23 protein-coding genes are annotated in these 25577 nt (G+C 64.8%); 7 read left to right on the top strand and 16 right to left on the bottom strand.

Annotation, left to right across the window (positions count from 1 at the left end):
• Nucleotide 1 precedes the first annotated feature (1 nt).
• From V3C40_RS26390 to V3C40_RS26355, 8 genes are all read right to left on the bottom strand, one after another.
• Nucleotides 2–1813 carry a methyl-accepting chemotaxis protein gene (locus V3C40_RS26390; protein WP_331778940.1) on the bottom strand — a complete coding sequence of 604 codons (1812 nt, stop codon included), beginning with the start codon at nucleotides 1811–1813 and terminating at the stop codon, nucleotides 2–4.
• A 186-nt stretch (nucleotides 1814–1999) separates the two neighbouring features.
• The gene (locus V3C40_RS26385) at nucleotides 2000–3235 is read right to left on the bottom strand and encodes an argininosuccinate synthase (RefSeq protein ID WP_331778939.1); all 1236 of its coding nucleotides are present in this window, start codon (nucleotides 3233–3235) and stop codon (nucleotides 2000–2002) included.
• A gap of 69 nt (nucleotides 3236–3304) precedes the next feature.
• Complete coding sequence (gene argF, locus V3C40_RS26380; RefSeq protein ID WP_034759379.1) at nucleotides 3305–4225, bottom strand: ornithine carbamoyltransferase; 921 nt, start codon at nucleotides 4223–4225, stop codon at nucleotides 3305–3307.
• 284 nt (nucleotides 4226–4509) lie between these two features.
• Complete coding sequence (locus tag V3C40_RS26375; RefSeq protein WP_331778938.1) at nucleotides 4510–7359, bottom strand: ATP-binding protein; 2850 nt, start codon at nucleotides 7357–7359, stop codon at nucleotides 4510–4512.
• A 180-nt stretch (nucleotides 7360–7539) separates the two neighbouring features.
• Nucleotides 7540–7992 (bottom strand): hypothetical protein, encoded by a 453-nt coding sequence (locus tag V3C40_RS26370; protein ID WP_070300827.1) that lies wholly within the window; start codon nucleotides 7990–7992, stop codon nucleotides 7540–7542.
• A 269-nt stretch (nucleotides 7993–8261) separates the two neighbouring features.
• Nucleotides 8262–9167 (bottom strand): ribosome small subunit-dependent GTPase A, encoded by a 906-nt coding sequence (rsgA, locus tag V3C40_RS26365; protein WP_034785059.1) that lies wholly within the window; start codon nucleotides 9165–9167, stop codon nucleotides 8262–8264.
• Entirely contained in the window at nucleotides 9164–9529 is a 366-nt protein-coding gene (locus tag V3C40_RS26360; protein WP_331778937.1) for a 4a-hydroxytetrahydrobiopterin dehydratase, read from the bottom strand. Before V3C40_RS26360 ends, rsgA begins: the two co-directional genes overlap by 4 nt.
• Nucleotides 9526–10806, bottom strand: coding sequence for a M48 family metallopeptidase (locus tag V3C40_RS26355; protein WP_070300833.1), 1281 nt, complete (start codon nucleotides 10804–10806; stop codon nucleotides 9526–9528). The genes V3C40_RS26360 and V3C40_RS26355 overlap by 4 nt, the downstream gene beginning before the upstream one ends.
• A gap of 56 nt (nucleotides 10807–10862) precedes the next feature.
• On the opposite strand from V3C40_RS26355, the gene orn reads away from it, so the two are divergent.
• Complete coding sequence (gene orn, locus V3C40_RS26350) at nucleotides 10863–11459, top strand: oligoribonuclease (RefSeq protein WP_170846480.1); 597 nt, start codon at nucleotides 10863–10865, stop codon at nucleotides 11457–11459.
• A 120-nt stretch (nucleotides 11460–11579) separates the two neighbouring features.
• Here the strand turns inward: orn and V3C40_RS26345 are convergent, their stop codons facing one another.
• Together V3C40_RS26345 and gcvA are read right to left on the bottom strand one after the other, a co-directional pair.
• Entirely contained in the window at nucleotides 11580–11945 is a 366-nt protein-coding gene (locus V3C40_RS26345; RefSeq protein ID WP_331778936.1) for a hypothetical protein, read from the bottom strand.
• Nucleotides 11942–12886: a transcriptional regulator GcvA gene (gene gcvA, locus V3C40_RS26340; RefSeq protein ID WP_070220093.1), complete on the bottom strand. Its 945-nt coding sequence runs from the start codon at nucleotides 12884–12886 to the stop codon at nucleotides 11942–11944. Before gcvA ends, V3C40_RS26345 begins: the two co-directional genes overlap by 4 nt.
• Nucleotides 12887–13123: 237 nt before the next feature.
• Between gcvA and V3C40_RS26335 the strand changes: the two genes are divergently transcribed.
• The 5 genes from V3C40_RS26335 to V3C40_RS26315 all read left to right on the top strand — a co-directional run bounded on the left by V3C40_RS26335 (nucleotide 13124) and on the right by V3C40_RS26315 (nucleotide 18095).
• Nucleotides 13124–14023 carry a DMT family transporter gene (locus tag V3C40_RS26335; RefSeq protein WP_058051029.1) on the top strand — a complete coding sequence of 300 codons (900 nt, stop codon included), beginning with the start codon at nucleotides 13124–13126 and terminating at the stop codon, nucleotides 14021–14023.
• A gap of 212 nt (nucleotides 14024–14235) precedes the next feature.
• Nucleotides 14236–15321, top strand: a complete 1086-nt coding sequence (locus V3C40_RS26330) for a hemin-degrading factor (protein WP_331778945.1) — start codon at nucleotides 14236–14238, stop codon at nucleotides 15319–15321.
• Complete coding sequence (locus V3C40_RS26325; protein ID WP_331778935.1) at nucleotides 15309–16247, top strand: heme/hemin ABC transporter substrate-binding protein; 939 nt, start codon at nucleotides 15309–15311, stop codon at nucleotides 16245–16247. The genes V3C40_RS26330 and V3C40_RS26325 overlap by 13 nt, the downstream gene beginning before the upstream one ends.
• Nucleotides 16244–17296, top strand: coding sequence for a FecCD family ABC transporter permease (locus V3C40_RS26320; RefSeq protein ID WP_331778934.1), 1053 nt, complete (start codon nucleotides 16244–16246; stop codon nucleotides 17294–17296). The genes V3C40_RS26325 and V3C40_RS26320 overlap by 4 nt, the downstream gene beginning before the upstream one ends.
• Before the next feature lie 10 nt (nucleotides 17297–17306).
• Entirely contained in the window at nucleotides 17307–18095 is a 789-nt protein-coding gene (locus V3C40_RS26315; RefSeq protein WP_331778933.1) for an ATP-binding cassette domain-containing protein, read from the top strand.
• A gap of 9 nt (nucleotides 18096–18104) precedes the next feature.
• Here the strand turns inward: V3C40_RS26315 and V3C40_RS26310 are convergent, their stop codons facing one another.
• The 6 genes from V3C40_RS26310 to V3C40_RS26285 form a co-directional block, all read right to left on the bottom strand.
• Nucleotides 18105–18539 carry a hypothetical protein gene (locus tag V3C40_RS26310; protein WP_051992042.1) on the bottom strand — a complete coding sequence of 145 codons (435 nt, stop codon included), beginning with the start codon at nucleotides 18537–18539 and terminating at the stop codon, nucleotides 18105–18107.
• On the bottom strand, nucleotides 18536–19975 hold the full coding sequence (locus V3C40_RS26305) for an efflux transporter outer membrane subunit (protein WP_331778932.1): 1440 nt from the start codon (nucleotides 19973–19975) through the stop codon (nucleotides 18536–18538). Before V3C40_RS26305 ends, V3C40_RS26310 begins: the two co-directional genes overlap by 4 nt.
• Nucleotides 19972–21042 (bottom strand): HlyD family secretion protein, encoded by a 1071-nt coding sequence (locus V3C40_RS26300; protein ID WP_331778931.1) that lies wholly within the window; start codon nucleotides 21040–21042, stop codon nucleotides 19972–19974. Before V3C40_RS26300 ends, V3C40_RS26305 begins: the two co-directional genes overlap by 4 nt.
• Nucleotides 21043–21070: 28 nt before the next feature.
• Nucleotides 21071–22597, bottom strand: coding sequence for an MFS transporter (locus V3C40_RS26295; RefSeq protein WP_331778930.1), 1527 nt, complete (start codon nucleotides 22595–22597; stop codon nucleotides 21071–21073).
• Nucleotides 22598–22699: 102 nt separating this feature from the next.
• On the bottom strand, nucleotides 22700–23620 hold the full coding sequence (locus V3C40_RS26290; RefSeq protein WP_331778929.1) for a LysR family transcriptional regulator: 921 nt from the start codon (nucleotides 23618–23620) through the stop codon (nucleotides 22700–22702).
• Nucleotides 23621–23697: 77 nt separating this feature from the next.
• Nucleotides 23698–24396, bottom strand: coding sequence for a UPF0149 family protein (locus V3C40_RS26285; RefSeq protein ID WP_034759318.1), 699 nt, complete (start codon nucleotides 24394–24396; stop codon nucleotides 23698–23700).
• A gap of 103 nt (nucleotides 24397–24499) precedes the next feature.
• Here V3C40_RS26285 and V3C40_RS26280 point away from each other — a divergent pair, with 103 nt between their 5' ends.
• Nucleotides 24500–25513 carry a serine/threonine protein kinase gene (locus tag V3C40_RS26280; RefSeq protein ID WP_331778928.1) on the top strand — a complete coding sequence of 338 codons (1014 nt, stop codon included), beginning with the start codon at nucleotides 24500–24502 and terminating at the stop codon, nucleotides 25511–25513.
• The last annotated feature ends 64 nt before the right edge of the window (nucleotides 25514–25577 follow it).

The following is a 25577-nucleotide window of genomic DNA, read 5'->3' as shown; positions in this document are numbered from 1 at the left end:
ATCAGATGGTCACGGCGAAAGTCGACACGCTCGACTGCAGGTCGCCCGCCGCATATTGCAGCTGGTGCACGGCTTCGCTGGTGGCCTTCAAGGACTCCACCGTCTGCTGCGTGGCGTCGTTGAGCTGCATCATGGTGTCAGAAATCTGCGAAGCGCCGATGGCCTGCGACTGCATGCCTTGCAGCACGGCGTCGAATTGCGGCGTGAGTTTCTGCACCTGGTCCATCACGGACGACAGCTGCTCGGCCACTTGCCGCACTTCGCCCACGCTGCGGCGAATCTCTTCCGAGAATTTATCCATGCCCATCACGCTGGCGGACACGGCCGACTGCATTTCCTTGAGCATTTGCTCGATATCCCACGTGGAGACGGACGTCTGGTCGGCCAGGCGGCGAATTTCCGTCGCCACCACGGAGAAGCCGCGGCCCGCTTCGCCTGCTTTTTCCGCCTCGATGGCGGCGTTCAGCGACAGGATGTTGGTCTGGTCGGCGACCTTGGTGATGGTGATCAGCACGCTATTGATATTGCTGGCTTTTTCCGACAGGGCCGCCAGCTTGGCATTGATGGAATCGGTGGCCGAGACCATGTGCTGCATGGTCGAATCCATGCGCTTGAGGTTGTTCTGCGCTTCGGCCGTCGCATTCGTCGTGTAGTCGGCCACGGCGGTGGCGTCTTCCATGGTTTTGAGCAACTGGCTCGTGTTGGCCGAGATTTCCTTGGTGGTGCTGAGAATTTCCACGCTCGTTTGCGCCTGCTCGATGCCCGTGGCTTCCTGCTGGCGCGCCGAGGCGGCGATTTCCGTGGCGGAGGTCGTCACCTGGATGCCGGCCTTTTGCACATTGTTGAGCAGGCTGCGCAGGTTTTCAAACATCTTCGCCAGGCCATTGCCCAGCTGGCCGATGGCGTCGCTGCCCGTGATGCCGACCTTGCCCGTCAGGTCGCCCGAGGCGGCTTTCGAGACCACTTCCAGCAGCGAATCGACCTTGGCCCGCAAGCTATTCGTCGCGGCCAGCTCATTGGCCTGGTTGTCCTGGATGGTTTGCGCCATGCGGTTGAATTCTTCCGACACCTTGCCCAGTTCGTCGCGCGAAAGGATGGTGGCGCGCGCGCGCTGGTCGCCGCTGGCGATGCGCCCGACGGCGTCCGTCAGGCTGTTCAGCGGGCCGAGGATGGCGCGGCCCAGCAGGTAGGAAATGCCCAGCGCCAGCGCCACGCACAGCAAGCCGCCCAGCGCCAGGGTCAGCATCATGGTTTCCTGCAATTTTGTCGTGGTGGCCGTGCGTTCGGTCAGCAAGCGCGATTCTTCGGCCGCGACTTCGTCGAGCAGCTTGTTCGCCTGCCTGACGGCAGGGTAGCCGCCGGCCGGCATGGTGCGCGCCACCGTTTCCGTGGCACCGGGCGCATTGCCCAGCGCGCGGCGCTTTTCGATCAGCGGGGTGATCCACTCCTTGACCCAGGTGGTGGTCAGTGCGTCGATCTTGCGGAAGCGTTCCGACTGCACCTTGTTGTCGGCCGTCATGGCGATGGCTTTTTGCGTGTGCTGGCTCAGCACGTCCATTTCATTCGATTCCGGCGACAGCGACGTTTCACTGCCGGTCAGGATGAAACCGCGTGCTTCCACCTGGATTTGCAGGATGGAATTGTGGATCCTGTCGATCTCGCCCAGCACCTCCATCGTGTGGCGGTCCCATGCATTGGCTTCCGACAGGCGCGAAAAGCTGTTGTAGGCCACGCCGAGCAAGATCAGGATGATGGCCACGATGGAGCCGAAGCCCAGGTACAGTTTATTCTTGATACTCAGGTCTTTGAACATGGGAGGGCTCCGGAAGCGGGAAGGTCAGCACAATTGCACTGTAGCATTTTGCCACGCGCACAGCAAAATGGGGGTGATCCGGGCGCGCGCAGTGACGTAAATCGCGGACGAGTGCGTTTCAAATGTAAAAAAGCCGCCCGTGGGCGGCTTTGCTTGGCGCGGGAGGTAGTGCCTCCCGGCAACTAGTTACTTTTGGCCACGCTTTTCGCGGGCGATGGCGGCGATGCGCATGCGCAAGGCGTTCAGCTTGATGAAGCCGCCGGCGTCGGCCTGGTTGTAGGCGCCGCCGTCTTCGTCGAAGGTGGCGATGTTCATGTCGAACAGCGAATCCGTCTTCGAATCGCGCGAGACGACGATGACATTGCCCTTGTACAGCTTGATGCGTACCCAGCCGTTCACGGTTTCCTGCGTGTGGTCGATCAGGGTCTGCAGGGCGACGCGCTCGGGCGCCCACCAGTAGCCGTTGTAGATCATCGACGCGTAGCGCGGCATCAGGTCATCTTTCAGGTGGGCCACTTCGCGGTCCAGGGTGATCGATTCGATGGCGCGGTGGGCTTTCAACATGATGGTGCCGCCCGGGGTTTCATAGCAGCCGCGCGATTTCATGCCGACGTAGCGGTTTTCCACCAGGTCCAGGCGTCCCACGCCATGCTTGCCGCCAACCTTGTTCAGTTCGGCCAGCACGGTGGCGGGCGACATGCGCACGCCGTTGATGGCGACGATATCGCCTTTTTCGTATTCGATGTCCAGGTATTCCGCTTCGTCCGGCGCCTTTTCAGGGCTGACGGTCCAGCGCCACATGGTCTCTTCCGCTTCGGCGCTCGGGTTTTCCAGGTGGCGGCCTTCAAAGCTGATGTGCAGCAAGTTGGCATCCATCGAGTACGGCGCGCCGCCGTTCTTGTGCTTCATGTCGATTTCGATGCCGGCGTCTTCCGCGTACTTCAGCAGTTTTTCACGCGACAGCAGGTCCCATTCGCGCCATGGGGCGATGATCTTCACGCCTGGTTTGAGCGCGTAGGCGCCCAGTTCGAAACGCACCTGGTCGTTGCCCTTGCCGGTCGCGCCGTGCGAGATGGCGTCGGCGCCGGTGGCGTTGGCGATTTCGATCAGGCGCTTGGCGATCAGCGGACGGGCGATCGAGGTGCCCAGCAGGTATTCGCCTTCATACACGGTGTTGGCGCGGAACATCGGGAAGACGAAATCGCGCACGAATTCTTCGCGCACGTCTTCGATATGGATGTTTTCCGGCTTGATGCCGAACTTGATCGCCTTGGCGCGCGCCGGTTCCAGTTCTTCGCCCTGGCCCAGGTCGGCCGTGAATGTGACGATTTCGCACTGGTAGTTATCTTGCAGCCATTTCAGGATGACGGAGGTGTCGAGTCCGCCGGAATAGGCCAGGACTGCTTTTTTAATGTCGCTCATATTGCTTCCAGTTGTCGTTGTCGATGTATGTATTGCGATACTGCCAGGTTTTATGCAGTGCCAGGCGAATTATTGGATTTTACCGAGTAACAGGTATTCGATCAGCGCTTTTTGCACGTGCAAGCGGTTTTCCGCCTCGTCCCAGACGACCGATTGCGGACCGTCGATCACTTCGGCGGCCACTTCCTCGCCGCGGTGGGCGGGCAGGCAGTGCATGAACAGCGCGTCGGGCGCGGCGCGGGACATCTTCGCACCATCGACGATCCAGCCGTCGAAGGCGGCGATACGGGCCGCGTTTTCCGCTTCGTAGCCCATGCTGGTCCACACGTCCGTGTTGACCAGGTGCGCGCCTTCGCAGGCATCCGACGGGTTGGCGAAGAAGGTATAGCGCTGCGTCTTGACTTGCGACAGGTCGATGTCGTAGCCCTTCGGCGTCGAGACGTTGACGTGGAAGCCGAACACTTCGGCCGCCTGCAGCCACGAGTACAGCATGTTGTTGGCGTCGCCGATCCAGGCGACGACCTTGCCGGCGATCGAGCCGCGGTGTTCGATGTAGGTGAAGATATCGGCAAAGACCTGGCACGGGTGGTGTTCATTGGTCAGGCCATTGATTACCGGCACGCGCGAATTGGCGGCGAAACGCTCGATGATCTCCTGGCCGAAGGTACGCACCATGATGATGTCGCACATGCGCGACATGACCTGGCCCGCGTCTTCCACCGGCTCGCCGCGGCCCAATTGGGAATCGCGCGTGTTCAGGTAGATGGCGGCGCCGCCCAGCTGGTGCATGCCGGCTTCGAACGACAATCGCGTGCGGGTGGAGTTCTTTTCAAAGACCATCACCAGGGTGCGGTCGATCAGTGGATGGTAGATTTCGTAATTCTTGAACTTGCGCTTGATCAGATGGGCGCGTTCGATCACATATTCGTACTCTTCCAACGTGAAATCGGAGAACTGGAGGTAGTGCTTGATCGGTTTTTTTGTCGACATAATGACCACTTGAAGATGCGCAGGCCGCCGGCGGCGTGCCTTTCCCGCCGGGTTGCATCAGCGTACAACATCTCGTCTGATGACTGCCTCGCCCGGCGCGCTGCTGTGTTGATCGGTGCCAGCGCGACGCTTGTCGCGCGGGTCGATGCGGTTTGCCATGTTGAAAATAATGCAATGGCAAGTACTTCAGCCGTTCAATTATAAGGGTTTTGCTTTTAGATTGGAAAGACCGTCCGGACGCGTACTTGTATAGGCAAGCCTGCACCCGGGCAAAGGGCGGCGGATTAATAGATGCTGGCGGGCGCGGCCCCGTCCAGCTGGGGCGCCACCAGCGGCAAGTCCAGCGTGAAACGGGTGCCGGCGGGGCTGCTGGCCACCTGGATTGTGCCGCCCAGCAGCGCCGTGACGATGTTGTAGCTGATCGACAAACCCAGGCCGCTGCCGCCCTGGCCAAGCTTGGTGGTAAAGAAAGGGTCGAAGATGCGCGACAAATGCTGTTCGGCGATGCCGCCGCCATTGTCGGCGAAGACGACCTGCACGCGCGCGCCGTCCAGCGTGGCGGACAGGCGCATGCAACCGGTGCCGGCGGCGCCGTCGTTGGGCGCGGGAGCGAAGGCGTGCAGCAGGGCGTTGTTGATCAGATTGGTGATCACCTGGCCGAACGGGCCCGGATAGCTGTCCATGGCGATGCCGAATGCAATGTCCGTCTCGATGCGGTGGCCCGAGCTGCGGATGCGGTTCATGACGGTGGCGATGATTTCATTACTCACCTGTTGCAGGTCGAACTGGCGCCGCTGTTCGGTGGTGCGGTCGACGGCCACCTGCTTGAAGCTGTTGACGAGGTCGGCCGCGCTGTGCAGGCCGCGCATCACCAGCGCCGACGCCTTGCTTGCATCGTCGATGTAGGCTGCCAGGTCCGAGCGGCGCAGGCCGGGGCCGTTCATCAGGCGCTCCACGTCTTCCGTCTTTTGCAGCATGGTGCTGGCGATTAATAAACTGTTGCCGATCGGGGTATTGAGTTCATGCGCCACGCCGGCCATCAGCGAGCCGAGGGCGGCCAGCTTTTCCTGCGACGCCAGTTGCGCCTGGGCATCCTGCAGTTGCCGGTAGGCGCTGGCATTGTCGAGCGCGATGGCGCCATATGCGCACAGGGTGCGGAAGATCAGGCGTTCGCGTTCGCCGTAGGCATGTGCATGGCAAGCCTGCACCGTCATCACGCCCAGCACGCGTTCGCCCACCGTCAAGGGCACGTACAGCACGCTCTGGTTATGCAGGGTGCCGGGCACGGTGTAGGCGTGGCGCTTCGGCGGTACCTGGTCGATATACACTTCGCGCCGGCCCAGCAGGCAGCGCACGGAGTAGGCGCGTGGGTTGCTCAGTGGAATGGCGTTGTCGGACAAGGGGCGGCCCGCTTCCATGCCGTGCGCGCGGCGCAGCGCCGTGCCCGCCGCATCGAGCATGTAGACGGCGAAGGTGTTGACTGGCAGCAAGGCATGCACGTGGCGGTCCAGCACCTGGAACACGGCGCTGGCGTCGAGGTGGGTGGTGATTTCCTGGCCGATGGCCGACAGCCGTTCCAGGGTGTCGCTGGTTTGCTGCAGCACTTCGGCGCGCCGTGCTTCCGAGGCGGCCAGTTCGCGGTGGTGATAGCCTTCCGAGCGCGCATGTTCCGTCTGGTGGTAGACCTGCATGGCGGTGGCGCGGTTGCTCGCCTGCTGGGTGTGGCTTTTTTCGCGCGCCACGCCCGCCGCGAGGGCGATATCGTAGGCGCGCGCATAGTCGCCCGCATGCGCGTACTCGCGCGCCAGCGCATCGAGCAGTTCGCCGGGCGGCACATAGCCGTCGATGGAGGCGGCCACCTGCAGCGCCTGGTGCAGGAAATGCAGGGCGGGATTGCGTTCCTGCATGCCTGCGGGCGGCGGCAGGTCGTGGCGCGCATGCAGCATGGACAGCACGCGCAGCGCCGCCACCTGATGCATGGCGTCGCCCTGCGCGGTGGCCAGCTGGCAAGCCCGCTCGGCTGCCTGCAGCGCTTCGTCCGGGCGGTCCAGGTAAGACAGCGCGTGGGCGCTGCCGCGTTGCGCCATGCTGCGGAAATCGGCCTGGCCCAGCGCTTCGGCGCGCTGCGCCAGACGGCTGAAGGCGTCGAGCGCCGTGTCGTAGTCGCCTTTGTCCAGGCTCAGTTCGCCCAGGTGGAACAGGGCGTTGGCATAGGTGCGCGCGCCCGCCATGGGAGTCAGGATGTGCAGCGCTTCGCGCAGCAAGTCTTCCGCCGCGCCCAGGCGCCCCAGCTTGCGCATGGTTTCGGCCGTATGCGTCTGGCAGGCGCCAATGCTGCGCGGCCAGCCTGTGGGGCGCGCCAGGTCCAGCGCGCACTGCATCCATTCGAGCGCCGATTCGTTGTCGTTGAGGCTGGAGAAACAGTCGCCGATATTGATGGCGGCCGTGATGGCGCCGCGCAGCTGGCCGCTTTCCAGGGCCGCTTCGTAGCTTTGCATGTAGTGGCCGGCGGCCGCGCCCAGGTCGCGCGACGTGTGCGCCAGCAAGCCGCGGAAATCGTGCACCCAGGCGGCCAGCGGCGCGGGCAGCTTGCCGCTGGCGCCGTCGGCCTGGAAGTGGCCGCCCCAGCGGGCCTGGGCGGCCGGCGCGTCGCGCAAGACGGCCCAGCGCGCCGTGGCCGCGTCGGCCAGGCTGGCGCGCATCGCATCGCCGGCGCCACGCGCTTGCTGCGCCGCGGCCAGCAGTTCGGCATCGCAGCGGGCATGGTCACCGCGGTCGACGGCGATCGAGGACAGCAGCCAGTGGGCGTCGGCGCAGCCGGCGCCGTCGCCGTGTGCGCCGCAGGTGGCGCACGCGGCCATGGCCAGGCTTTCCGCGGAGTCGAGCGCGCCTTGCAGCCAGGCCACTTCCGCCTGCACCAGTTGCAGACGCGCGCGCGCCTGTTCCAATGCGGCCGCATCGAAGTCGGCCAGCGGCAGCAGCAGATGCGCTTCCTCGCTCAGCGCAATTGCTCTGTTGCCGTCACGCTGGCGCAAATGCCAGGACAGCAACAGCAGCAGCGGTACGCGCCCGGCGCCGCGCAACGGCAGCAATGCGCTTTCCCACTGCGCTACGTCATGTTCGAGCGCGAACATTTCCATTCAAGCATTCTCCCCGCAAACAGTGGCGCCAGCCTGTGTCCGCACAGGCCATGTGTCATGGCATTGTAAGCTGCATTCAGGGGAATTGTTCAGTACGCCTGTCAGAATTATGTCGCCGGCATGACGCCGCAGGCGGGGCGATTTGCCCCATGCCGCATGCGCTCTGCCGTGCGCTTAGCGTGAAACCAGACGAACGCTGTTGACGCTGACGCCGCTGATGCTGCGCGTGTCGTCAGGCAGGCGCAAGCCCGACAGCAGCTGGGCGTTGTCGATGGTCACCTGTTCGCCCGCATTGCTGAAGGCGAATGTTGCACCTTTTTGGGTGGCAAACTTGCCAGCTCCGATGGGAAGGATTCTCACACTGGGTTTTGGCTGCATTTCGCGGTCGTCGATCAGGCGGCCATAGAAGTGACTGTCTTGCTGGCGCACTTCCAGCCGTTGCCCGTTCGACAGGCGGTATTGCCGTTCGATCTCGGACGCTTCCTGCGCCGTCACATGGTAGTACGCGTTGCTGCTGACTCTGACACTGCCAGTGGTTTGTGGAGTCGCAACGGTTTGCGCGTGGGCGGTGCCGGCGACAAGCGCGAACAGGGCGGCGGCAAGGGGGAGGAAACGTTTGGTATGCATGACATTCACCTTCGATCAGGATGGCTGGATGGATGGGAGTTAGATCGTGTGGTCGCTGGCAGGTTTCCGGCAGGGACTGGTGACAAGGTAGCAAACGACCTTTGCCATCGCCAGCGGCAGGCGATGGAAGGCAGGTTTTACGCGATGAAGTGCATAAAACGGCAGATGAACGGTTTTGGGATTAAAGTCGGAAGGCGTGCTCGGCGGCGAAATTAAATTTCGCCTGCCGGGTGTTTTGCGGCGCTATATTTGAATGAGGGAAATATTTCTTAATACAAGGTCTGCGCCGATTCATGCAGCAGTTGGCCATACAGGGTATGGCGCATCTTGGCAATCTTGCCTTCCGATAAGGCTTGCAGGATGGCGCATTGCGGCTCGATCAGGTGGCGGCAGTTATAGAACTTGCAGCCGCCAAGATACGGCTGGAATTCGCGGAAGGCCCGCTCCAGCATGCCCTCGGACAAATGGTACAGGCCGAATTCCTGGAAGCCGGGCGAATCGATGATGGAGCTGTTCGCGCCCAGTTCGTCGAGCTTGTACAAGCGCGTAAAGGTCGTCGTGTGCTTGCCCGTGTCGAGCGCGGCCGAGATTTCGCGCACGGCGATGTCGGCGTCCGGCACCAGCAGGTTGATCAGCGACGATTTGCCCATGCCCGACTGGCCGATCAGGATCGACGACTGGCCCGCCAGCAGCGGCGCCAGGGTGGCCACGGCGTGCTCGGGTTCGGCACGGGCCGACACTTCATCGACGGGGTAACCCATCGAGGAATACGGCAGCAGGCGTTCGCGGGCGCGCTCCAGCGAAGCCGTCACGTCCGTTTTGTTGAGGATGATGCGCGCTTCGATGCCGGCCGCGTCGGCCGCCACCAGCGAGCGCGAGATCAGGTCGTCGGCAAAGCCCGGCTCCGTCGCCACGACGATGAACAGCTGCGTCAAATTGGCGGCCAGCAATTTCGATTTGTACTGGTCCGAGCGGTACAGCAGGGTCTTGCGTTCCTCGATGCGGTCGATGACGGCCTGGTCGTTCGAGGTGCGCGTCAGGTGCACGATGTCGCCCACGGCCACATTGGTTTTCTTGCCACGCGTCACGCATTGCAGCTTGGCGCCGTCCACGTCGGCCAGGTAGTGGCGGCCGTGGGCGGCGATGATGACGCCCGTCAACTTGCCTTCGCTCATGCGGACACCTGGCTGCTCTGGTAGATGAGGTCTGCCTTGGCGGCGCAGATAAAGTCGTTTTCGGACAGGCCGCCGGCGCCCTGGTTGACCGAGTGCGTGTCGTAGCGCACGGCGCAGGTTTTGTAAGTAATGATGAGCTCCGGATGGTGGTCTTGCGTATGGGTCATATAGGCCAGGGCGTTTACGAACGCCAGGGTCTGGTAGTAATTCTTGAAGCCGAAGTCGCGGCACAGCTTGCCATTTTGCACCGTCCACTGGGGCAGCAGGGCGTGCAGGGTGGCGATGTCCGTGTCGCCCAGCGCCTGCTGGCGCGGCGCGCAGGACAGTTGGGCCAGGTCTTGCGAAGTCGATGGCGTATTCATGTGGCAGCCCCTTTCAGGTGGCGGATGCGCACGCTGGCCGGCGGGTGCGAGTCGTAGAAGGCCGAGTGCAGCGGGTCGGGCGTCAAGGTCGACGCATTGTCTTCATACATTTTGACGAGGGCCGAGACGAGGTCGTCCGCCTGCGTGTGCGTGGCGGCAAAGGCGTCCGCTTCGAATTCGTGCTTGCGCGAGCTGAGCGACGTCAACGGTCCCAGCAGGAAAGTGAAGACGGGCAAGGCCAGCATGAACAGCAGCAGGGCCAGCGCATCGGTCGGCTGGCCCGTCAAGGCCAGGGCGACAGGGTCGACACCGAGGCCCGCGTAAAACCATGGCTGCGTCTTCAGGAAGCCCAGCAGCGCGAGGAAACCCAGCGAGATGACGAACATCATGGCGATGCGCTTGACGATGTGCTTGAGCTTGAAGTGGCCCAGTTCATGCGCCAGCACGGCTTCGATTTCCTGCGGCGCCAGGCGCGACAGCAGGGTGTCGAAGAAGACGATGCGCTTGTTGGCGCCAAAGCCCGAGAAATACGCATTGCCGTGGGCGCTGCGCTTCGAGCCATCCATGACGAACAGGCCTTTCGAGGCGAAGCCGACGCGCTGCATCAAGCCTTCGATGCGGCTTTTCAGCGCTTCGTCGGCGAGCGGCGTGAATTTGTTGAACAGCGGGGCGATGACGGTCGGGAACAGCACCATCATCAGCAGCTGGAAGCCGCTCCAGACGAACCACGCGTACAGCCACCACAGGTCGCCCGACTTGGCCATCAGGGTCAGCACGACCCAGATCAGCGGCAAGCCGATGGCCGCGCCCAGGCCCACGCCCTTGAGCATGTCCGTGAAGAACAGCTTGCGCGCCATGGTGTTGAAGCCGAAGCGCTGCTCCAGCACGAACTGGCGGTAGTAATCGAAGGGCAGGTCGATCAGGCCGGAAATGGCGGCAAAGGCGGCGATCAGGCCGATCTGGTACAGCATGGGCGAGCCCGGCCCCATCCATTCATTCAGGTGCAGCGCCAGCCATTGCAGGCCGCCCAGCAAGGTAAAACCGATCAGCACGGCGTAGTTGACCAGTAAAGTCAGCAGGCCGAACTTGGTCTTCGCCACCGTGTAGTCGGCGGCCTTCTGATGCGCGGCCAGCGGGATTTTTTCCGCGAATTCGGGCGGCACTGCGGCGCGGTGGGCCAGCACGTGGCGAATCTGCCGCGAAGCGAGCCAGAAGCGGACGGCCAGGGTCAAAACGAGGACGGATACAAACAAAATCGAAAACGCGAGTGAATACATTCTGTGCCTGTGAGAAAATGGCTGATTATTTAGTTTGATTAGGCCAAGAGAGAATTATGTCACAAGCGACCGACTTAACTGCATCCACCCCCGCACCCGCCGTGCCGGCACGTCCAAACGAGATGAACCTGGTCTGGGTCGACATGGAAATGACGGGCCTGGAGCCCGATACCGACCGCATCATCGAAGTGGCCGTCGTGGTGACGGACATGCACTTGAACCTGCTGGCCGAAGGCCCCGTGTTCGTGATTCATCAATCCGATGAAACCCTGAACAAGATGGATGCCTGGAACAAGGGCACGCATGGCCGCTCGGGCCTGATCGACAAGGTGAAAGCGTCGACCGTGACGGAAGCGCAGGCGGAAGCGGAACTGATCGCGTTCCTGAAGAAATACGTACCGGCAGGCAAGTCGCCCATGTGCGGCAACACCATCGGCCAGGACCGCCGCTTCATGGTGCGCGGCATGCCAAAGCTGGAAGCGTTCTTCCACTATCGCAATGTTGACGTATCGACACTGAAAGAGCTGTGCAAGCGCTGGAAGCCGGAAATCGCCACCGGTTTCAAGAAACACCAGAAGCATACGGCGCTGGCTGATATCCTGGAATCGATCGAAGAGCTCAAATACTACCGCGAGCACTTCATCAAGTTGTAATGATGTTGTCGGCTTACGCGCTGCGCGCTAAGCCGACCTACGGGCTCTGATCTGTTGCTCCGGCTGGTTTGGTGGTGTTGTCGGGTTACGGGCCATCCACCGCCGCTGGCGTAGGTCGGCTTAGCGCCCTGGCGCGTAAGCCGACACATCCGCTGCCTCGACATCGAGGGCGGACCAAGCGCCATCCTCACCCTGCCATTCCAGCGCAAACGGTCCCGTTTGCCGTAAAGCCGTGATCCAGCGCACCGCGCCAGGCTGGCGGAAATAGGCCGCGCACTGGCCGAACGGCTGGCCCAGCCGGCACAGCACCAATCCCTCGCCCGCGACGGCGCACCATTGCTCATCGACATCGATCAAGGCTGCGGCCGGGTCGCCATAGAACTCGCCCACGCTGGCTTGCCTGCCATCGGCAGCGATCACGCTTGCCTGTTCGTACTCATGCTGGACAATATATGCGGCGCTGCGCGCCAGTTCCTTGCTCGTCATGCTGTCTCCACTGTGGGCCAGACGGTTTCCTGGTCGGCGCGCGCCTCGGCGATCAGCCATTCGCAGAATGCATGCACGAGGGGCCGCGTTTCCGCCTGGGGCGAGCGCAGCAGATAATAGCAGTGGGGGCCGCGCACGGCGTGTTCGAATACGCGCACGAGGCGGCCCGAGCGCAAATCGTCGCCGATCAGGGGACTGGCGGCAATGGCCACGCCCTGGCCGCTGGCGGCCGCGTCCAGGCACAGATAGGTGTGCGAAAAGCGCGCGCCGCTGTTGCCGCTATTGCCGCTGTAATGCACACCGCAGCTGTGCAGCCAGCGCGTCCAGTCGATTTCGCCGGGCAGGTGCACCTCCGGCTCGTCGTGCAGCAGCGGATAGCGCAGCAGGTCGGCCGGCTGGCGCAGGCTGGCCGCGTTGGCGCGAAAGCCAGGGCTGCAGACGGCGGAAAACCATTCTTCCATCAATAAATCGACTTTGAGGCCCGGATAGCGGCCCGGTCCCAGGCGGATGGCTACGTCCACGCCATCGCGCGCCAGGTCGACCGGGTGCATCGACGCCAGCACGCGCAGCTCGATCTGCGGATAGCGGTCGCGCAGCCGGCCCAGGCGCGGCATCAGCCAGCGCGAGACGAGCGAGCTGGTGGCCGTCACCGTCACCACCTTGTCATCGCCCTGGCGCCGCGCCTGCTCGGACACGTCGGCCAGCTGGTTCAGGATCGGCCCCAGCGAGGCCGCATAGCGCTGGCCCGCGCTGGTGAGCACCACGCCGCGCGGCAGGCGCTGGAACAGCACGATGCCCAGCCACGCTTCCAGCTGTTTCACATGGTGGCCGATGGCGCCGGCCGACACGTGCAATTCTTCGCCCGCGCGCTGGAAGCCTTCATGGCGGGCGGCCGCCTCGAAGGCGTGCAGGGCGGCGAGTGGGGGCAGGGGACGTGACATGGCACTCTCAAGAGAATTGAGCCTCAGTAATATTTGGCCTATCCGTGAAGAATATTGGTTTGTTTCATTTTGCGCAAGCGAATATGATGCCGTCACTGCGTGAAGCGACCCGCAATAGGATTTACGCATGCATCATCTCCCGGCCTTGCTGGGCATTTATATTTACAACGTTACAACGCCTGGAAAACCGTCGCGATACGCAGCAGGTTTGCCCAGGTGTACTCAAAGAGGTTAGTCATGTCTGATCGCCGCGCTGTTGCGCTGGTGTTGCTGTCGGCCGCCGGTTTCGGCAGTTCCGCAGTGTTTGCCAAGGCGGCATATGCGTCCGGGGTCAACCCGTCGACCATGCTGGCCTTGCGTTTCGTCATCGCCGCCATGCTGTTGCTGCCGCTCGTGTGGCTCGGTGGCTGGCGCTTGCCGCGCGGCCGCCTGCTGGCCGGCTACATGCTGATGGGCCTGATGTACACGGCCCAGTCGCAAGGCTATTTCAATGCCCTCATGTATGCCAGCAGCGGCCTGTGCGGCATGCTGCTGTACGTGTATCCCGTGCTGGTGACCATCCTCGCGCTGGCCCTGGGCTGGGAAAAGCTGGACCGCCGCATGCTGGTGCTGATGGCGCTGGCCATTGCCGGCATGGCCATCACCCTGGGCGGCAAGCTGCAGGGTCAGCCCATCGGCATCGCCCTGGCATTGATGGCGGCCGGCGTGTACGCCGTGTACATCCTGTTTGGCAACAGCCTGTCGAAAAGCCGCGAGAATATTCACCCATTGGCCGCATGCGTCGTGATCCTGGGTACGGCAGGCCTGTCGAACAGCGCGATCGCCTTGTGGCAGGGCGTGTCCTTGCCAGGCACGGCGACGGGCTGGCTTGCCGTCAGCGCCATCGCCCTGTTTTCCACGGCCATCGCCATTGCCGCCTTCTTTGCCGGCGTGGCGCAGATCGGCGCGGCCAAGGCGTCCATCATTTCCACGTTCGAGCCCGTGATCACGATGGCGTTCGGCGTGACCTTGCTGAAGGAATCCGTCAGCGGCACGCAATTGCTGGGCGGCGCCATGGTGCTGGCCGCCGTCGTCTTGCTGGCGCAGCGGCCCACTGCCAAGCCGGTCTCCATGCCGGCCGTGCAAGCGAGCGCCTGACCTTTTTTCCCGAACTGATCGGTTGTATCGATCGGTCTCCTTTGCGCCGCGACGGGTTTCCTGTCGCGGCGCTTTTTTTTGCGCGTATTTTCTTCACATAAATAACACTTGATTGCGAATGATTCTCATTTATAATTGACTTCAAGATTCCCCCACCACCAGCCAGCCCATGCCAGCCAGTGTTCGCCTTGAAAGGAGACACCGTGTCGAGCATGCCCCCTATTTGCAATACCGAGCTGGTCACCAGCGAATTTACCCGCCTGCGCCGCGAGAAAAAAGCCCGCCACCGCGACATCGCCGAAGACCTGGGCATTTCCGAAGGCGAGCTGATCGCCGCACATGCGGGCCTGTCGCTGGCCAATGGCGCCTTGCTGGACGCCGAGCGCCTGCGGGCCGACTGGCCCGCCATCATCGCCGCGCTGGAACCGCTGGGCGAAGTCATGGCACTGACGCGCAACGCTTCGTGCGTGCATGAAAAGACGGGCGTCTATCGACAAGCCAGCCACAACAATCACGTGGGCCTGGTGCTCGGTGGCGACATCGACCTGCGCGTGTTCTACCGCCAGTGGGCGCATGGCTTTGCCGTACGCGAGATGGGAGAAAAGGAAGTGCAGCGCAGCCTGCAGTTTTTCGATGCGGCCGGCCAGGCCGTGCACAAGATTTTCCTCAAGCCGCAAAGCGACCTTGCCGCCTATGACGCGCTGGTCGCGCATTTTGCCGACGCGCACCAGGAGGCCGGCATTGCCGTGAAGGCGCCGGCGCCGCCGCCGGCCGAGCTGCCCGACGCGCAGATCGACGTGGCCGGCTTTCGCGCCGCCTGGGCCGACTTGCGCGACACGCATGAATTTTTCACCATGCTGAAAAAATACTCGGTCTCGCGCCTGCAGGGCTTGCGCCTGGCCGAGCCGCGCTTCGTGCAGCAGCTCGACAAATCCTGCGTGCTCGACCTGCTCAAGGACGCCGCGCTTGAAAAAGTATCGATCATGGCTTTCGTCGGCAATGCCGGCATGATCCAGATCCATTCGGGCCCCGTGCACAAGATCGCCGTGATGGGACCGTGGATCAATATCCTCGATGCGCGCTTCAACCTGCATTTGCGCGAAGACCATATCGCCAGCGCCTGGGTGGTGAAAAAGCCCACGGTCGATGGCCTGGTGACGTCCGTGGAACTGTTTGACGCCAAGGGCGACACCATCGCCATGTTCTTCGGCGAACGCAAGCCGGGCGTGCACGAGCTGTGCGAATGGCGCCATATCGTCGACCGGGTGGCGCAGGAGGGCGAACTATGCGCCGCATGATCGCCGCCAGCGTGGCGCGCCGCATCGCGCTGAAAAAGATGGGGGCGGGCGCGCTGGCCTTGGCCGCGCCGATGCAGGTGCTGGCCGCCGTCAGCGACGCGGGTAAACCTGTGGCGAAAGCGCGGCGCATCGTCAGCGTGGGCGGCGCCCTGACGGAAATCGTCTATGCGCTCGAGGCGCAGGGCGAACTGGTGGGCGTCGATACGACCTCGCTGTATCCGGCCGTGGCGCAACAGCTGCCGCAGGTCGGCTATGCGCGCACCTTGTCGGCCGAGGGCGTGCTGTCGCTGGCGCCCACGCAGCTGATCGCCACCGAGGAAGCGGGGCCGCAAGCCGTGCTGCGCCAGGTACGCGATGCAGGCGTGCCGGTGGCGGTGCTGAACGCGAATAACCAATTCGAAGGCTTGCTCGAACGGGTGAAACAAGTGGGCCAGATCACGGGCCGGCCCGACCCCGCCGCGCACCTGGCGCAAGCCTTGCAGCAGCAGTGGGACGGCGCCCTGGGCAAGGTGCGCCAGCGCGGCCACTCGCCGGTACAATCAGCCGTGCGCGTGCTGTTCATCCTCGCGCATGCGCCGAACCAGGTGATGGTGGGCGGGCGCGAGACGGGCGCCGATGCCATGCTCGCGTATGCGGGCGCCGTCAATGTGATGGGCGGGCAGGGTGGATTCGCCGGCTACAAACCGCTGACGCCGGAAGCCGTGATCGCCGCGCGGCCCGACATCGTGCTCGTCACGGACCAGGGCTTGAAGGCCTCGGGCGGCGTGGACGGCATCTTGAAACTGCCAGGCCTGGCGCAGACGCCGGCCGGGCGCAAGCACCGCATCGTGTCGCTGGAAGCCATGCTGCTGCTGGGCTTTGGCCCGCGCATGCCGCAGGCGCTCATGGAACTCGACGCCGCCTTTGCGAAAGCCATGGCTGCATGAACGTGGCCTCCGTGGTGTCCGCCGCTCCATGGCGCTGGCCACGCTGGGGCGCAGGCGGGCTGCTGGCGGCCGCACTGGCTGGCGGCTTGCTCATCGCCGTGCAGGCGGGCGCCATGCCCGTGACACTGGCTGACTGGCTGGCGCCGTTTCAAGCGGGCGGCGAGGCGTTGTCCGGCGGCGCGTATGTGCTGTGGCATATCCGTTTGCCGCGCGCCCTGTTCGCCGCCCTGATCGGCGCCGCGCTGGCGCTGGCCGGCGGCCTGACGCAAGGATTGTTCCGCAATCCGCTGGCCGATCCGGGGCTGCTGGGCGTGAGCAGCGGCGCCGCCTGCGCGGGCGCGGCCACCATCGTGTTTGCCGCCAGCCTGCACGTGGCGCCCGAGCTGCGCGTGTGGCTGCTGCCTGGGGCCGCGTTTGCGGGCGCCACGCTGATCTGCGTGCTGCTCGACCGCGTTGCCCGCTGGGCCACGCCCGGCTCCATCGTCGGCCTGCTGCTGACGGGCGTGGCGCTGAACGCCATCACGGTGGCCGTCATGGGCCTGTGCATCTACCTGGCCAGCGACGACCAGTTGCGCACCCTGACTTTCTGGACCCTCGGTTCGCTGTCGGCCGGCAGCTGGCGCCAGGTGGCGGCTTTGCTGCTGGTGCTGGCCGGCGCGCTGTGGGCCACGCGCTTCCTGATGCGCTCATTGAACGCGCTGGCGCTGGGCGAGGCGCAGGCGCTGCACGTGGGCGTCGACGTGGGCCGGCTGCGCACGCAGGTGATCGTGCTGGTGGCCGTGCTGACGGGGTTTGCCGTCGCCTGGTGCGGCGGCATCGGTTTTATCGGCCTGATCGCGCCGCACCTGGTACGCACCTGGCTGGGCGCCGACCAGCGCCGCGTGCTACCGCTGTCCATGCTGGCCGGCGGCTTGCTGCTGCTGTTGGCCGACACCCTGGCGCGCACCGTCGCCATTCCCGCGGAAGTCCCCGTCGGCATTTTCACGGCCTTGCTGGGCGGGCCATTTTTCCTGATGCTGTTGCGGCGCTTCCGCCACGGCACGGCCTGAAAGGATGCGCATGACGCCGATACTGGAACTCTCCTTCGCCACAACACAACTGGGCCAGCAGTATTTCGGCCCCTTCAACGTGCGGGTGTCGCCCGGCGAGCGCATCGCTATCCTCGGTCCCAGCGGCGCGGGCAAGTCGACCCTGCTCAAACTGATGGCGTGCGAATTGCAGCCGCAGGCGGGCCAGGTGGTGCTTGCCGGCCGTCCCCTGGCGCAGTGGCCGCTGGCCGAACTGGCCCTGCGCCGCGCCGTGCTGCCGCAAGGCTCGAACGTGGCCTTCGGCTTGCAGTGCGAGCTGGTGATCGGCCTGGGACGGGTGGCGCGCCTGGTCGACCCGCAACTGGAGCGCATCGTGCAGGACGCTGCCGCCCTGGCGCATGCCGCGCATCTGCTGGGCCGCCGCCTGGACACTTTATCCGGCGGCGAACAGGCCAGGGTGCAGTTGGCGCGCATCTTCGCGCAGATGTGGGACGTACGCGATGGCTTGATACTCGTCGACGAACCGCTGGCGGCGCTCGATCCCGGCCTGCAGTTCGATCTGCTCGACAGCCTGCAGCAGTTCTGCGCCGCGCGCGGCCACGCCGTCATCGCCATCCTGCACGACATCAATCACGCCTTGCTGGGTTTCGAGCGGCTGCTGCTCGTGCGTTCGGGCCAGCTGGTCGCAGACATCGCCAGCGATGCCGGCGCCGTGCCCGCCCTGGCCGCGCTGTACGGCATCGCCCTGACGACGGCCACCAGCAGCGACGGCCACGTGTGCGTCATCCCTGCCAGAAGCGCGGTGCGCAGGGCGGCCTGACCGACTCACTCACCACACGTCCGCCGCGCGCGGCCGCGCCATCTGGCCGCTGCCCAGCAGCCACACCATCAGGGCGTCGGCCTGTTCGCGGGTGGCCGCCACTTCCTGCACGATGCCGAAGGCTTTCATGGCGCCGGCCGCCATCTCCTGCAGGCGCGCGCGCTGTTCCGTGTCCGCCTCGATGGACACCAGGCCCCGGCAAATGGCGGCCAGCGCCACCTTGTGATGCTTGAGCCACAGGCCGCGCCGCTTGCGGTCGACATGCGCTTCATCGCTGCGCTCCTCTTCGAACAGCATGACGAACGGTTCGCCGTGGCGCAGCAGGGCGTCCATGTCGTTTTCCCACAGCGGGGCATAGCCGGTAACGGCCGTTTCAGGGCGAAAGCGCACGATGGGAAAGTCGCTGACGTCGTGGATGGAGAAATGTGCGGGATCCGGTTTCATTGGGTACTTTCTTGCGAGGTGCTTGAAAAGGCTTGCCAGCCGCCGCCCAGCGCCTTGTAGACCTGGACCAGCGACAGCGACGCGGTGGCGCGGCTGTCGACCAGCGCCGCCTCGTTGTTCAATAAGGTGTTTTGCACGTGCAGCACGTTGATCAAGTCCGTGCCGCCCTGGCGGTACTGCAGTTCCGCGCTGCCCAGCGCGCGCCGTCCCTGTTTGACGGCTTCATCGAGGCTGGCCTGGCGGCGGGCGTTGGCCTGGTAGCCGGACAAGGCGTCTTCCACCTCGTGCCAGGCGGCCAGCACCGTCTGGCGGTAGGCGATGGCCGCTTCCTGCTGCTGCGCTTCGCGCAATTGCAGCTTGCCGCGCAGGCGGCCGCCATCGAACAGGGGTACGCTGAAGCCGGGGCCGAAGGCAAAGCGTTTGGCGTCCCAGCCGATATCGGACAGCTGCATCGCTTGCAGGCCGATGCTGCCCGAGAGGGTGATGCGCGGATAGAAATCGCCCTGCGCCACGCCGATGGCGGCCGTGGCCGCGTGCAGCTGCGCTTCGGCGCGGCGGATATCGGGACGCCGCTCGGCCAGGCTGCTGGGCACGCCCAGCTGCACCTGCATGGCCACAATAGGGATATCCTTGCTGGCCCCCAGTTCCGCCTGCAAGGCTTGCGGCGGCAGCGCCAGCAAGAGGGCGAGGGCATTGCCCAGGCGCGCTACGCGCTGCTGCAGCGGCGGCAAACGCGCTTCGATGGTGGCTACGTGGGCCGCCGCTTCCGCTTCGTCGAGCTGCGTCGCCGCGCCTTCGCGCAGGCGGATGCGGGTCAGCTCCAGGGTATGGCGGGCGATGTCGAGCAGCTGCTGCGTGATGGCCAGGGTTTGCTGCGCGCCGCGCAACTCGATGTAGTCGCGCGCCGTTTCGGCCAGCACGGCCAGCAGCACGCCGCGCTGCGTTTCCTGGGCCACGTCGACGCGCGCGTCGGCCGCTTCCACTTCGCGCCGCACGCGGCCCCACAGGTCCAGCTCCCAGGCCGCATCGAGGTTGCCTTGCCACAGGCTGTAGGCGGATTGGCCGTTGTTGCGTGACGGGTCGCTCAAGCCTTGTTCGCTGTTGCGCGTGCGGCTGTAGCCGCCATTCGCGCCCAGGGACGGGCCTTGCGCGGCGCCGGCCACACCGCGTGCGGCGCGGCTCTGTTCGAGCCGGCTGGCGGCCGCCAGCACGTCGAGGTTGGCGCCGGCGGCGCGCCGCAGCAGGGACGACAAGGTCGCGTCGCCAAAGCTGTCCCACCAGTGCTGCTCGATGGCGCCATCCTGTGCCGCCGCGAAGCGGGCATCCTGCGCCTGGCGCCATTGCTGTCCCAGGTCATGGGGCGGGCGCTGGAAGTCGGTGCCGACGCTGCCGCAGCCGGCCAGGCCCAGGGCCGTGATCAAGATCAGTGCTTTCATCGTGCGCTCACCTGTGTCAATGCTTGACGGCGCATGGCCGTATCGATGCGCACTTCGGCCGACATGCCCACGCGCAGGCGATGTTCGCCATCCTGCTCCGGGTCGAGCGCGATCCGCACGGGGATGCGCTGCACCACCTTGGTGAAGTTGCCGGTGGCGTTTTCCGGCGCGATGGCGGCAAACGTCACGCCCGTGGCCGGCGCGATGCTGTGCACGGTGCCATGCAGGAGTACGCCCGGATAGGCGTCGACGGCGATGCTGGCGCGCTGGCCCTGGCGCACGTGCGTGAGCTGGGTTTCCTGCAGGTTGGCGACGACGAAGCTGCGGTTCAGGGGCACCACGGCCATCAGGCTGGCGCCGGGCGCCACGAGGGCGCCGACGCGCACGGCGCGGCGTCCCACGATGCCGTCGATGGGGGCGCGCAGCTGCGTATGCGACAGATCCAGTTCGGCCCGTTGCAGGCTGGCGCGGGCGCGCAGCAGGGCTGCTTCGGCCGCCCCTTGCTGCGCTTGCAAAATGTCCGTCTGCTTGCGGGTGGCAACCAGGGCGGCGCGGTTTTGCGCCAGGCGCGCGCGGCTCACGTCGTAGCGCGACTGCGCCTGCTGCGCATTCTGCACGCTGCCCGCGCCCTGGCCGGCCAGGTGCGTTGAACGGGCCAGTTCCTGCTGCGCCAGTTTGTCTTCCGCCTGGTTGGCCTCGACCAGGGTGCTGGCTTGTTCGATCACAGATTGCTGGCGCTGCACCGTGGCGCGGGCATAGTCCAGCTGCGCCTCGGCGCCCGCTACTTCGGCGCGTGCCGAGGCGGCGGCGGCCTGGTAATCGCGGTCGTCGATGCGGGCCAGCAGCTGACCCGCCTTGACAGCCTGGTTGTCTTCCACCAGCACTTCCCGCACGATGCCGCCCACCTTGGGAGAAAGCACGGTGTAGTCGGCGCTGACGAAGGCGTCGTCGGTGCCTTGTTCTTCGCTGCGGGAAAACAGCAGTTGCCAGGCGCAAAAGGCGAGGGCGCAGGCCAGCAGGGCCAGGCCGAGGAGGAAAGCGCGCGAGCGCAGTATGGGGACATTCATGGTGAGGCTCTTTCGTAAAAATGAAAATTCAAGCGGCGCGCGGCGGATAGACGCGCGTCGGCAGGATGGGGATGATCACAATCATGGCCAGCGCGATGGCGGCCACGCAGAGGTACAGGTCGGACGAGGTCAGGGTGACGACTTGCGCATGCATGCGCTGTGCCAGCCCTGGCACATCGACGGCGCCCGGCAGGTTGCCCAGGCGTTCGCTGAGCACCGTCGAATGGAAATGGTTGCGGCGCGTGATCAGCGCATCGAGCACGCCGGTGGCGACGACGGCCGACATGCCCTTGATGGTGTTGAACCAGGCCGAGGCGAACGGTCCATCCTGCGGCGCCAGGCCCGTGGTGGCGAGCAGCAGCAAGGGAATCACGGCCATCGGTTGTGCAAAGATCTGCACCGCTTGCAGCAGGTAGAAATGCGTGCGTATCCAGTCCGGCGACATGCGCGCGCCCAGCACGCAGGACAGGGCCAGCATGCTCAGGCCGATGGCCAGCACCCAGCGGCAGTCGACGGCGCGCAGATTGCACATAGCGGCCACCAGCGGCAGGGCGACCAGCTGCGGCAGCGCCACCATCAGCATCACGGGCGCCGTTTGCAGCGGGCGGTAGGCGTGCACCTGCGCCAGGTAGGACGAGGGGATCAGGATCACGGCCAGCAGCACGAACAGCACGCCGCCCAGGGTCAGCAGGGCGTGGCTGAGGTTGCGCCGCGACAGCAGCTGCAGCTTGAAGAAGGGCAGCGGGTGCGACCACTCGTTGATGAAGAACAGCACCAGCAGCAATAGACCGCCGCCCAGCAGCACGCAGATCAGCGGCGAGGCGAACCACGCCAGGCGTTCGCCCTGCAGCATGCCCACCACCAGCATGCTGATGGCGGGCAGGCCAAGCAGCAGGCCGCGCCAGTCGAACTGGCGGAAACGTTCGAGGCGCAGCGGGTCTTGCGGCAAGCCCCAGGACACCATCAGCAGGGCGACGATGCTGCCCGGGACGACTTGCCAGAACGCCCATTGCCAGCCCAGGTACTCGGTCCAGAAGGCGGCCAGCGGCGTGCCCAGGCTGGGGCCGAAAGTGGCGCTCAGCGCATAGCCGCCCAGGCCATACAGCTTGATGTTCGGCGGCAGGAAGCGCAGCGCCACCGTCATCAGCATGGGCGGCAGGGCGCCGCCGGCCGCGCCCTGCACCACGCGCAGGAACATCAGCACGGACAGGTTCGGCGCAAACGGGCATAGCAGGCCGGCGGCCATGCAGACGATGATGGCGGCGGCCGTCAGCCGGCGCAGCGAGAACGTGACGGAACACCACGGCGCGAACGCCATGGCCGACACCGAGGCAGCCGCATACAGGGCCACGAGCCAGCTGGCGTCGTCGCGCGCGATGCCCATGGCGCCGCGAATGTCGGCCAGCGCGATCTTGGTGATGTTTTCATTCAGGCCTGACACCAGCACGGCCAGCAGCACACCGGTCAGGCCCGTGGCCAGGCGCAGGCCGAAGATAGGAGGTGAGGGAGGCGGCGCGGCCGCAGGGGCGGCGCCGGGAAGGGGGACAGCGGACACAGGGAACTCCGTGGATGAGGATCAGTCCACGCAGTATAGGTAGCCGTTAATCTTGTGAAAATTGATAATTAAGGAAGTGTGAATTGCGTCTGGCGCAATAATTTATTCCTCTGGCAGCGCGCTGCCGCACAGCTCCTTGATCATGCGGCGCAGCCAGCGGTGCGCATGGTCGTGGTCGAGGCGCGGGTGCCAGGCCTGGAAGACTTCCACGCTGTCGACGGGGATGGGCAGTTCGAACGTGCGCAGCTTCAGGCCCAGGCGCTCGACGATGGCCAGCAGCGGTGTGGGCATCAAGGGCAGCAGCAGGCGCGAATCGGCCACGGCGAAGATGGCGGACTGGAAGTTGGGGCTGATCAGCGAAACCCTGCGCGTGTAGCCCCGCTCCTCCAGGGCCGTATCGAAGGGGCCGCGCGCCAGGCCGCGCCGCGAGACGCTGATATGCTCGTACTCGGTAAAACTGTCGAGGTTGATGGGGCCGTCGAAGATCGGGTGGTCGCTGCGGGCGATGCCGACAAAGCCGCTGCTAAACAGCTGCTGCAGCTTGATGTCGGGAGCGAAGGCGCGCCGCGCGCTGATGTACAGGTCGATGCGGCCAGCGTGCAGGGCGTCGTTTTCCGTGGCGCCGTCGCCTTCGGGCACGAAGCGCAGCACGGTGTGCGGCGCGTGCACGGCCAGCAGGTCGCGCAGCTTGCCGCCGTAGGCGCCGACAAACACGTCATTGGCGCACAGGCTGAACGTGCGTTCCAGGGTACGCAAGTCGACTTCGCGGCCCGACGTGAAGATGGCGTGCGCCTGCTCCACCACGCCGCGCACCTGCTCGCGCAATTCCAGCGCGCGCGGGGTGGGCGCCAGGCCGCGCCCGGAGCGCACGAAGACGGGGTCGCCAATGGCGTCGCGGATGCGCGCCAGGGTGCGGCTCATGGCCGGCGCGCTCAGGTTCATGCGCCGCGCGGCGGCCACGGCGCTGCCTTCCTCGAGCAGGATGTCGAGGGCGACGAGCAGGTTCAGGTCGGGGAGTTTCATGCGCCGATTATAGCCCGGGGGCCAGCGCCGGCGCTGCGCCGGCAGGACGCCGGCGCAAAAGGGATGCTACTGCGCGATTACTCAGCTGCCGGCTCGGCGCCGCAGCATTTCTTGAACTTCTTGCCGCTGCCGCAAGGGCAGTCGTCGTTGCGGCCCACTTTCGGCTCTTCGCGCTTCATGGTTTGCACCGGTGCCTTGCGGCGCGGGACCCAGAAACGGTGGATGGCCGGCAGGTTCGCTTCCAGTTCCTGCGCCAGCTTGTGCGCCTTGACCGGGTCTTCCACCAGTTTCAGTTCTTCTTCCTTGATTTCGTCGGCGCCCAGCAGGTAGATTGGCTGCATCAGTTCGGCCACTTCGGAATCCCAGATCTCGTTCCACGAGCCCGGACGCAGTTCCATGCCGTCCCAGAAGCCCCAGCACCACGCTTCGGCGTCGATCAGGGTCTGGCCTTCGTAGTCGTGCTCGACGAACAGCGCTTCGAATTCTTTCGGCGCCACTTCAAACGTCACCAGCACTTCGTTCATGAAGCGCATGATCAGGTTGACGATGCGCTCTTCTTCCTTGCTGTTCTTGAACTTCGGCGCGTCGTTGACATCTTCGCCCCACACGCGCGGCAACCACTCGGCCGGCATGATCGGTTCCGGACCGATGGCCACGGCCGTCAGATAGCCGTGCAGCATATCCATGGTCATCGCGTCTTCGGAGCACCGGTCCGACAACAGGAATTGGTCTAATTCGTCAAATTCTTTTTCTGATAATGGCTGTTCGAGTTGCATGGCTTGCTCTTTTATTGAATGTAAGGCGCCAGTATACGCCTTGCTGCGGCTTGCCGCCCAAGTGTTTGCACCGGCGGCCCGCGCGCGCCTTACAATGTCGCTTATGCACAATGAAAACCAGCCGCACGAGGACGACCGGCCCGTCCATCCCTTTTCCGCCCTGAGCCCCGATTGCGTGCTCGACGCCCTCGACAGCGTGGGACTGCGCGGCGATGGCCGCCTGCTGGCCCTGAACAGCTATGAAAACCGCGTCTACCAGGTGGGCATCGAAGACAGCGCGCCGCTGGTGGCCAAGTTTTACCGTCCCGCGCGCTGGAGCGATACGGCCATCCTGGAAGAACACGCGTTCGTGTCCGAGCTGGTCGAGCGCGAAATCCAGGTGGTGCCGGCGCTGGACATCAATGGCAGCACCCTGCACCAGTACCAGGGCTTCCGTTTTGCCGTCTTCCCCCGCCATGGCGGCCGCGCGCCAGAGCTGGACGACCCGGCCACCCTGGAATGGATAGGGCGCTTCATCGGCCGCATCCACGCCGTCGGCGCGCTGTCGACCTACAAGGAACGGCCGGCCCTCGACCACCAGACGTTCGGCGTCGAACCGCGCGAGTTTCTATTGGAAGGCAATTTCCTGCCGCCCGAACTGCTGGCCGCCTATTCCAGCGTGGCGCAGCAGGCGCTCGACGGCGTCAAGCACTGCTATGACCGTGCGGGCGACGTGGCCATGCTGCGCACGCACGGCGACTGCCATGGCGGCAATGTGCTGTGGACGGACGCCGGCCCCCACTTCGTCGATTTCGACGATAGCCGCATGGGACCGGCCATCCAGGACCTGTGGATGATGCTGTCGGGCGAGCGCAGCGACCAGGTGCGCCAGATGAGCGACATCCTGGCCGGCTATGAGGACTTCTGCGATTTCGACCCGCGCCAGCTGTACCTGGTCGAAGCGCTGCGCACCCTGCGCCTGATCCATTATTCGGCCTGGCTGGCGCGCCGCTGGGACGACCCCGCCTTCCCCGTCGCCTTCCCGTGGTTTAACACGCAGCGGTATTGGCAGGACCGGATATTGGAACTCAGGGAGCAGGTGGCGTTGATGGACGAAGCGCCATTGTGGCCTGTTTGACCTAAACGCCCGAAAAGGGCGGTAAAAGGCGCTCTTCTTGCCGCGCTGATTTGCGCATGCCTGT

Source organism: Janthinobacterium sp. LS2A, assembly GCF_036543145.1.
GTDB lineage: Bacteria > Pseudomonadota > Gammaproteobacteria > Burkholderiales > Burkholderiaceae_D > Janthinobacterium > Janthinobacterium aestuarii.
This window is presented reverse-complemented; position numbering and strand designations above follow the sequence as displayed.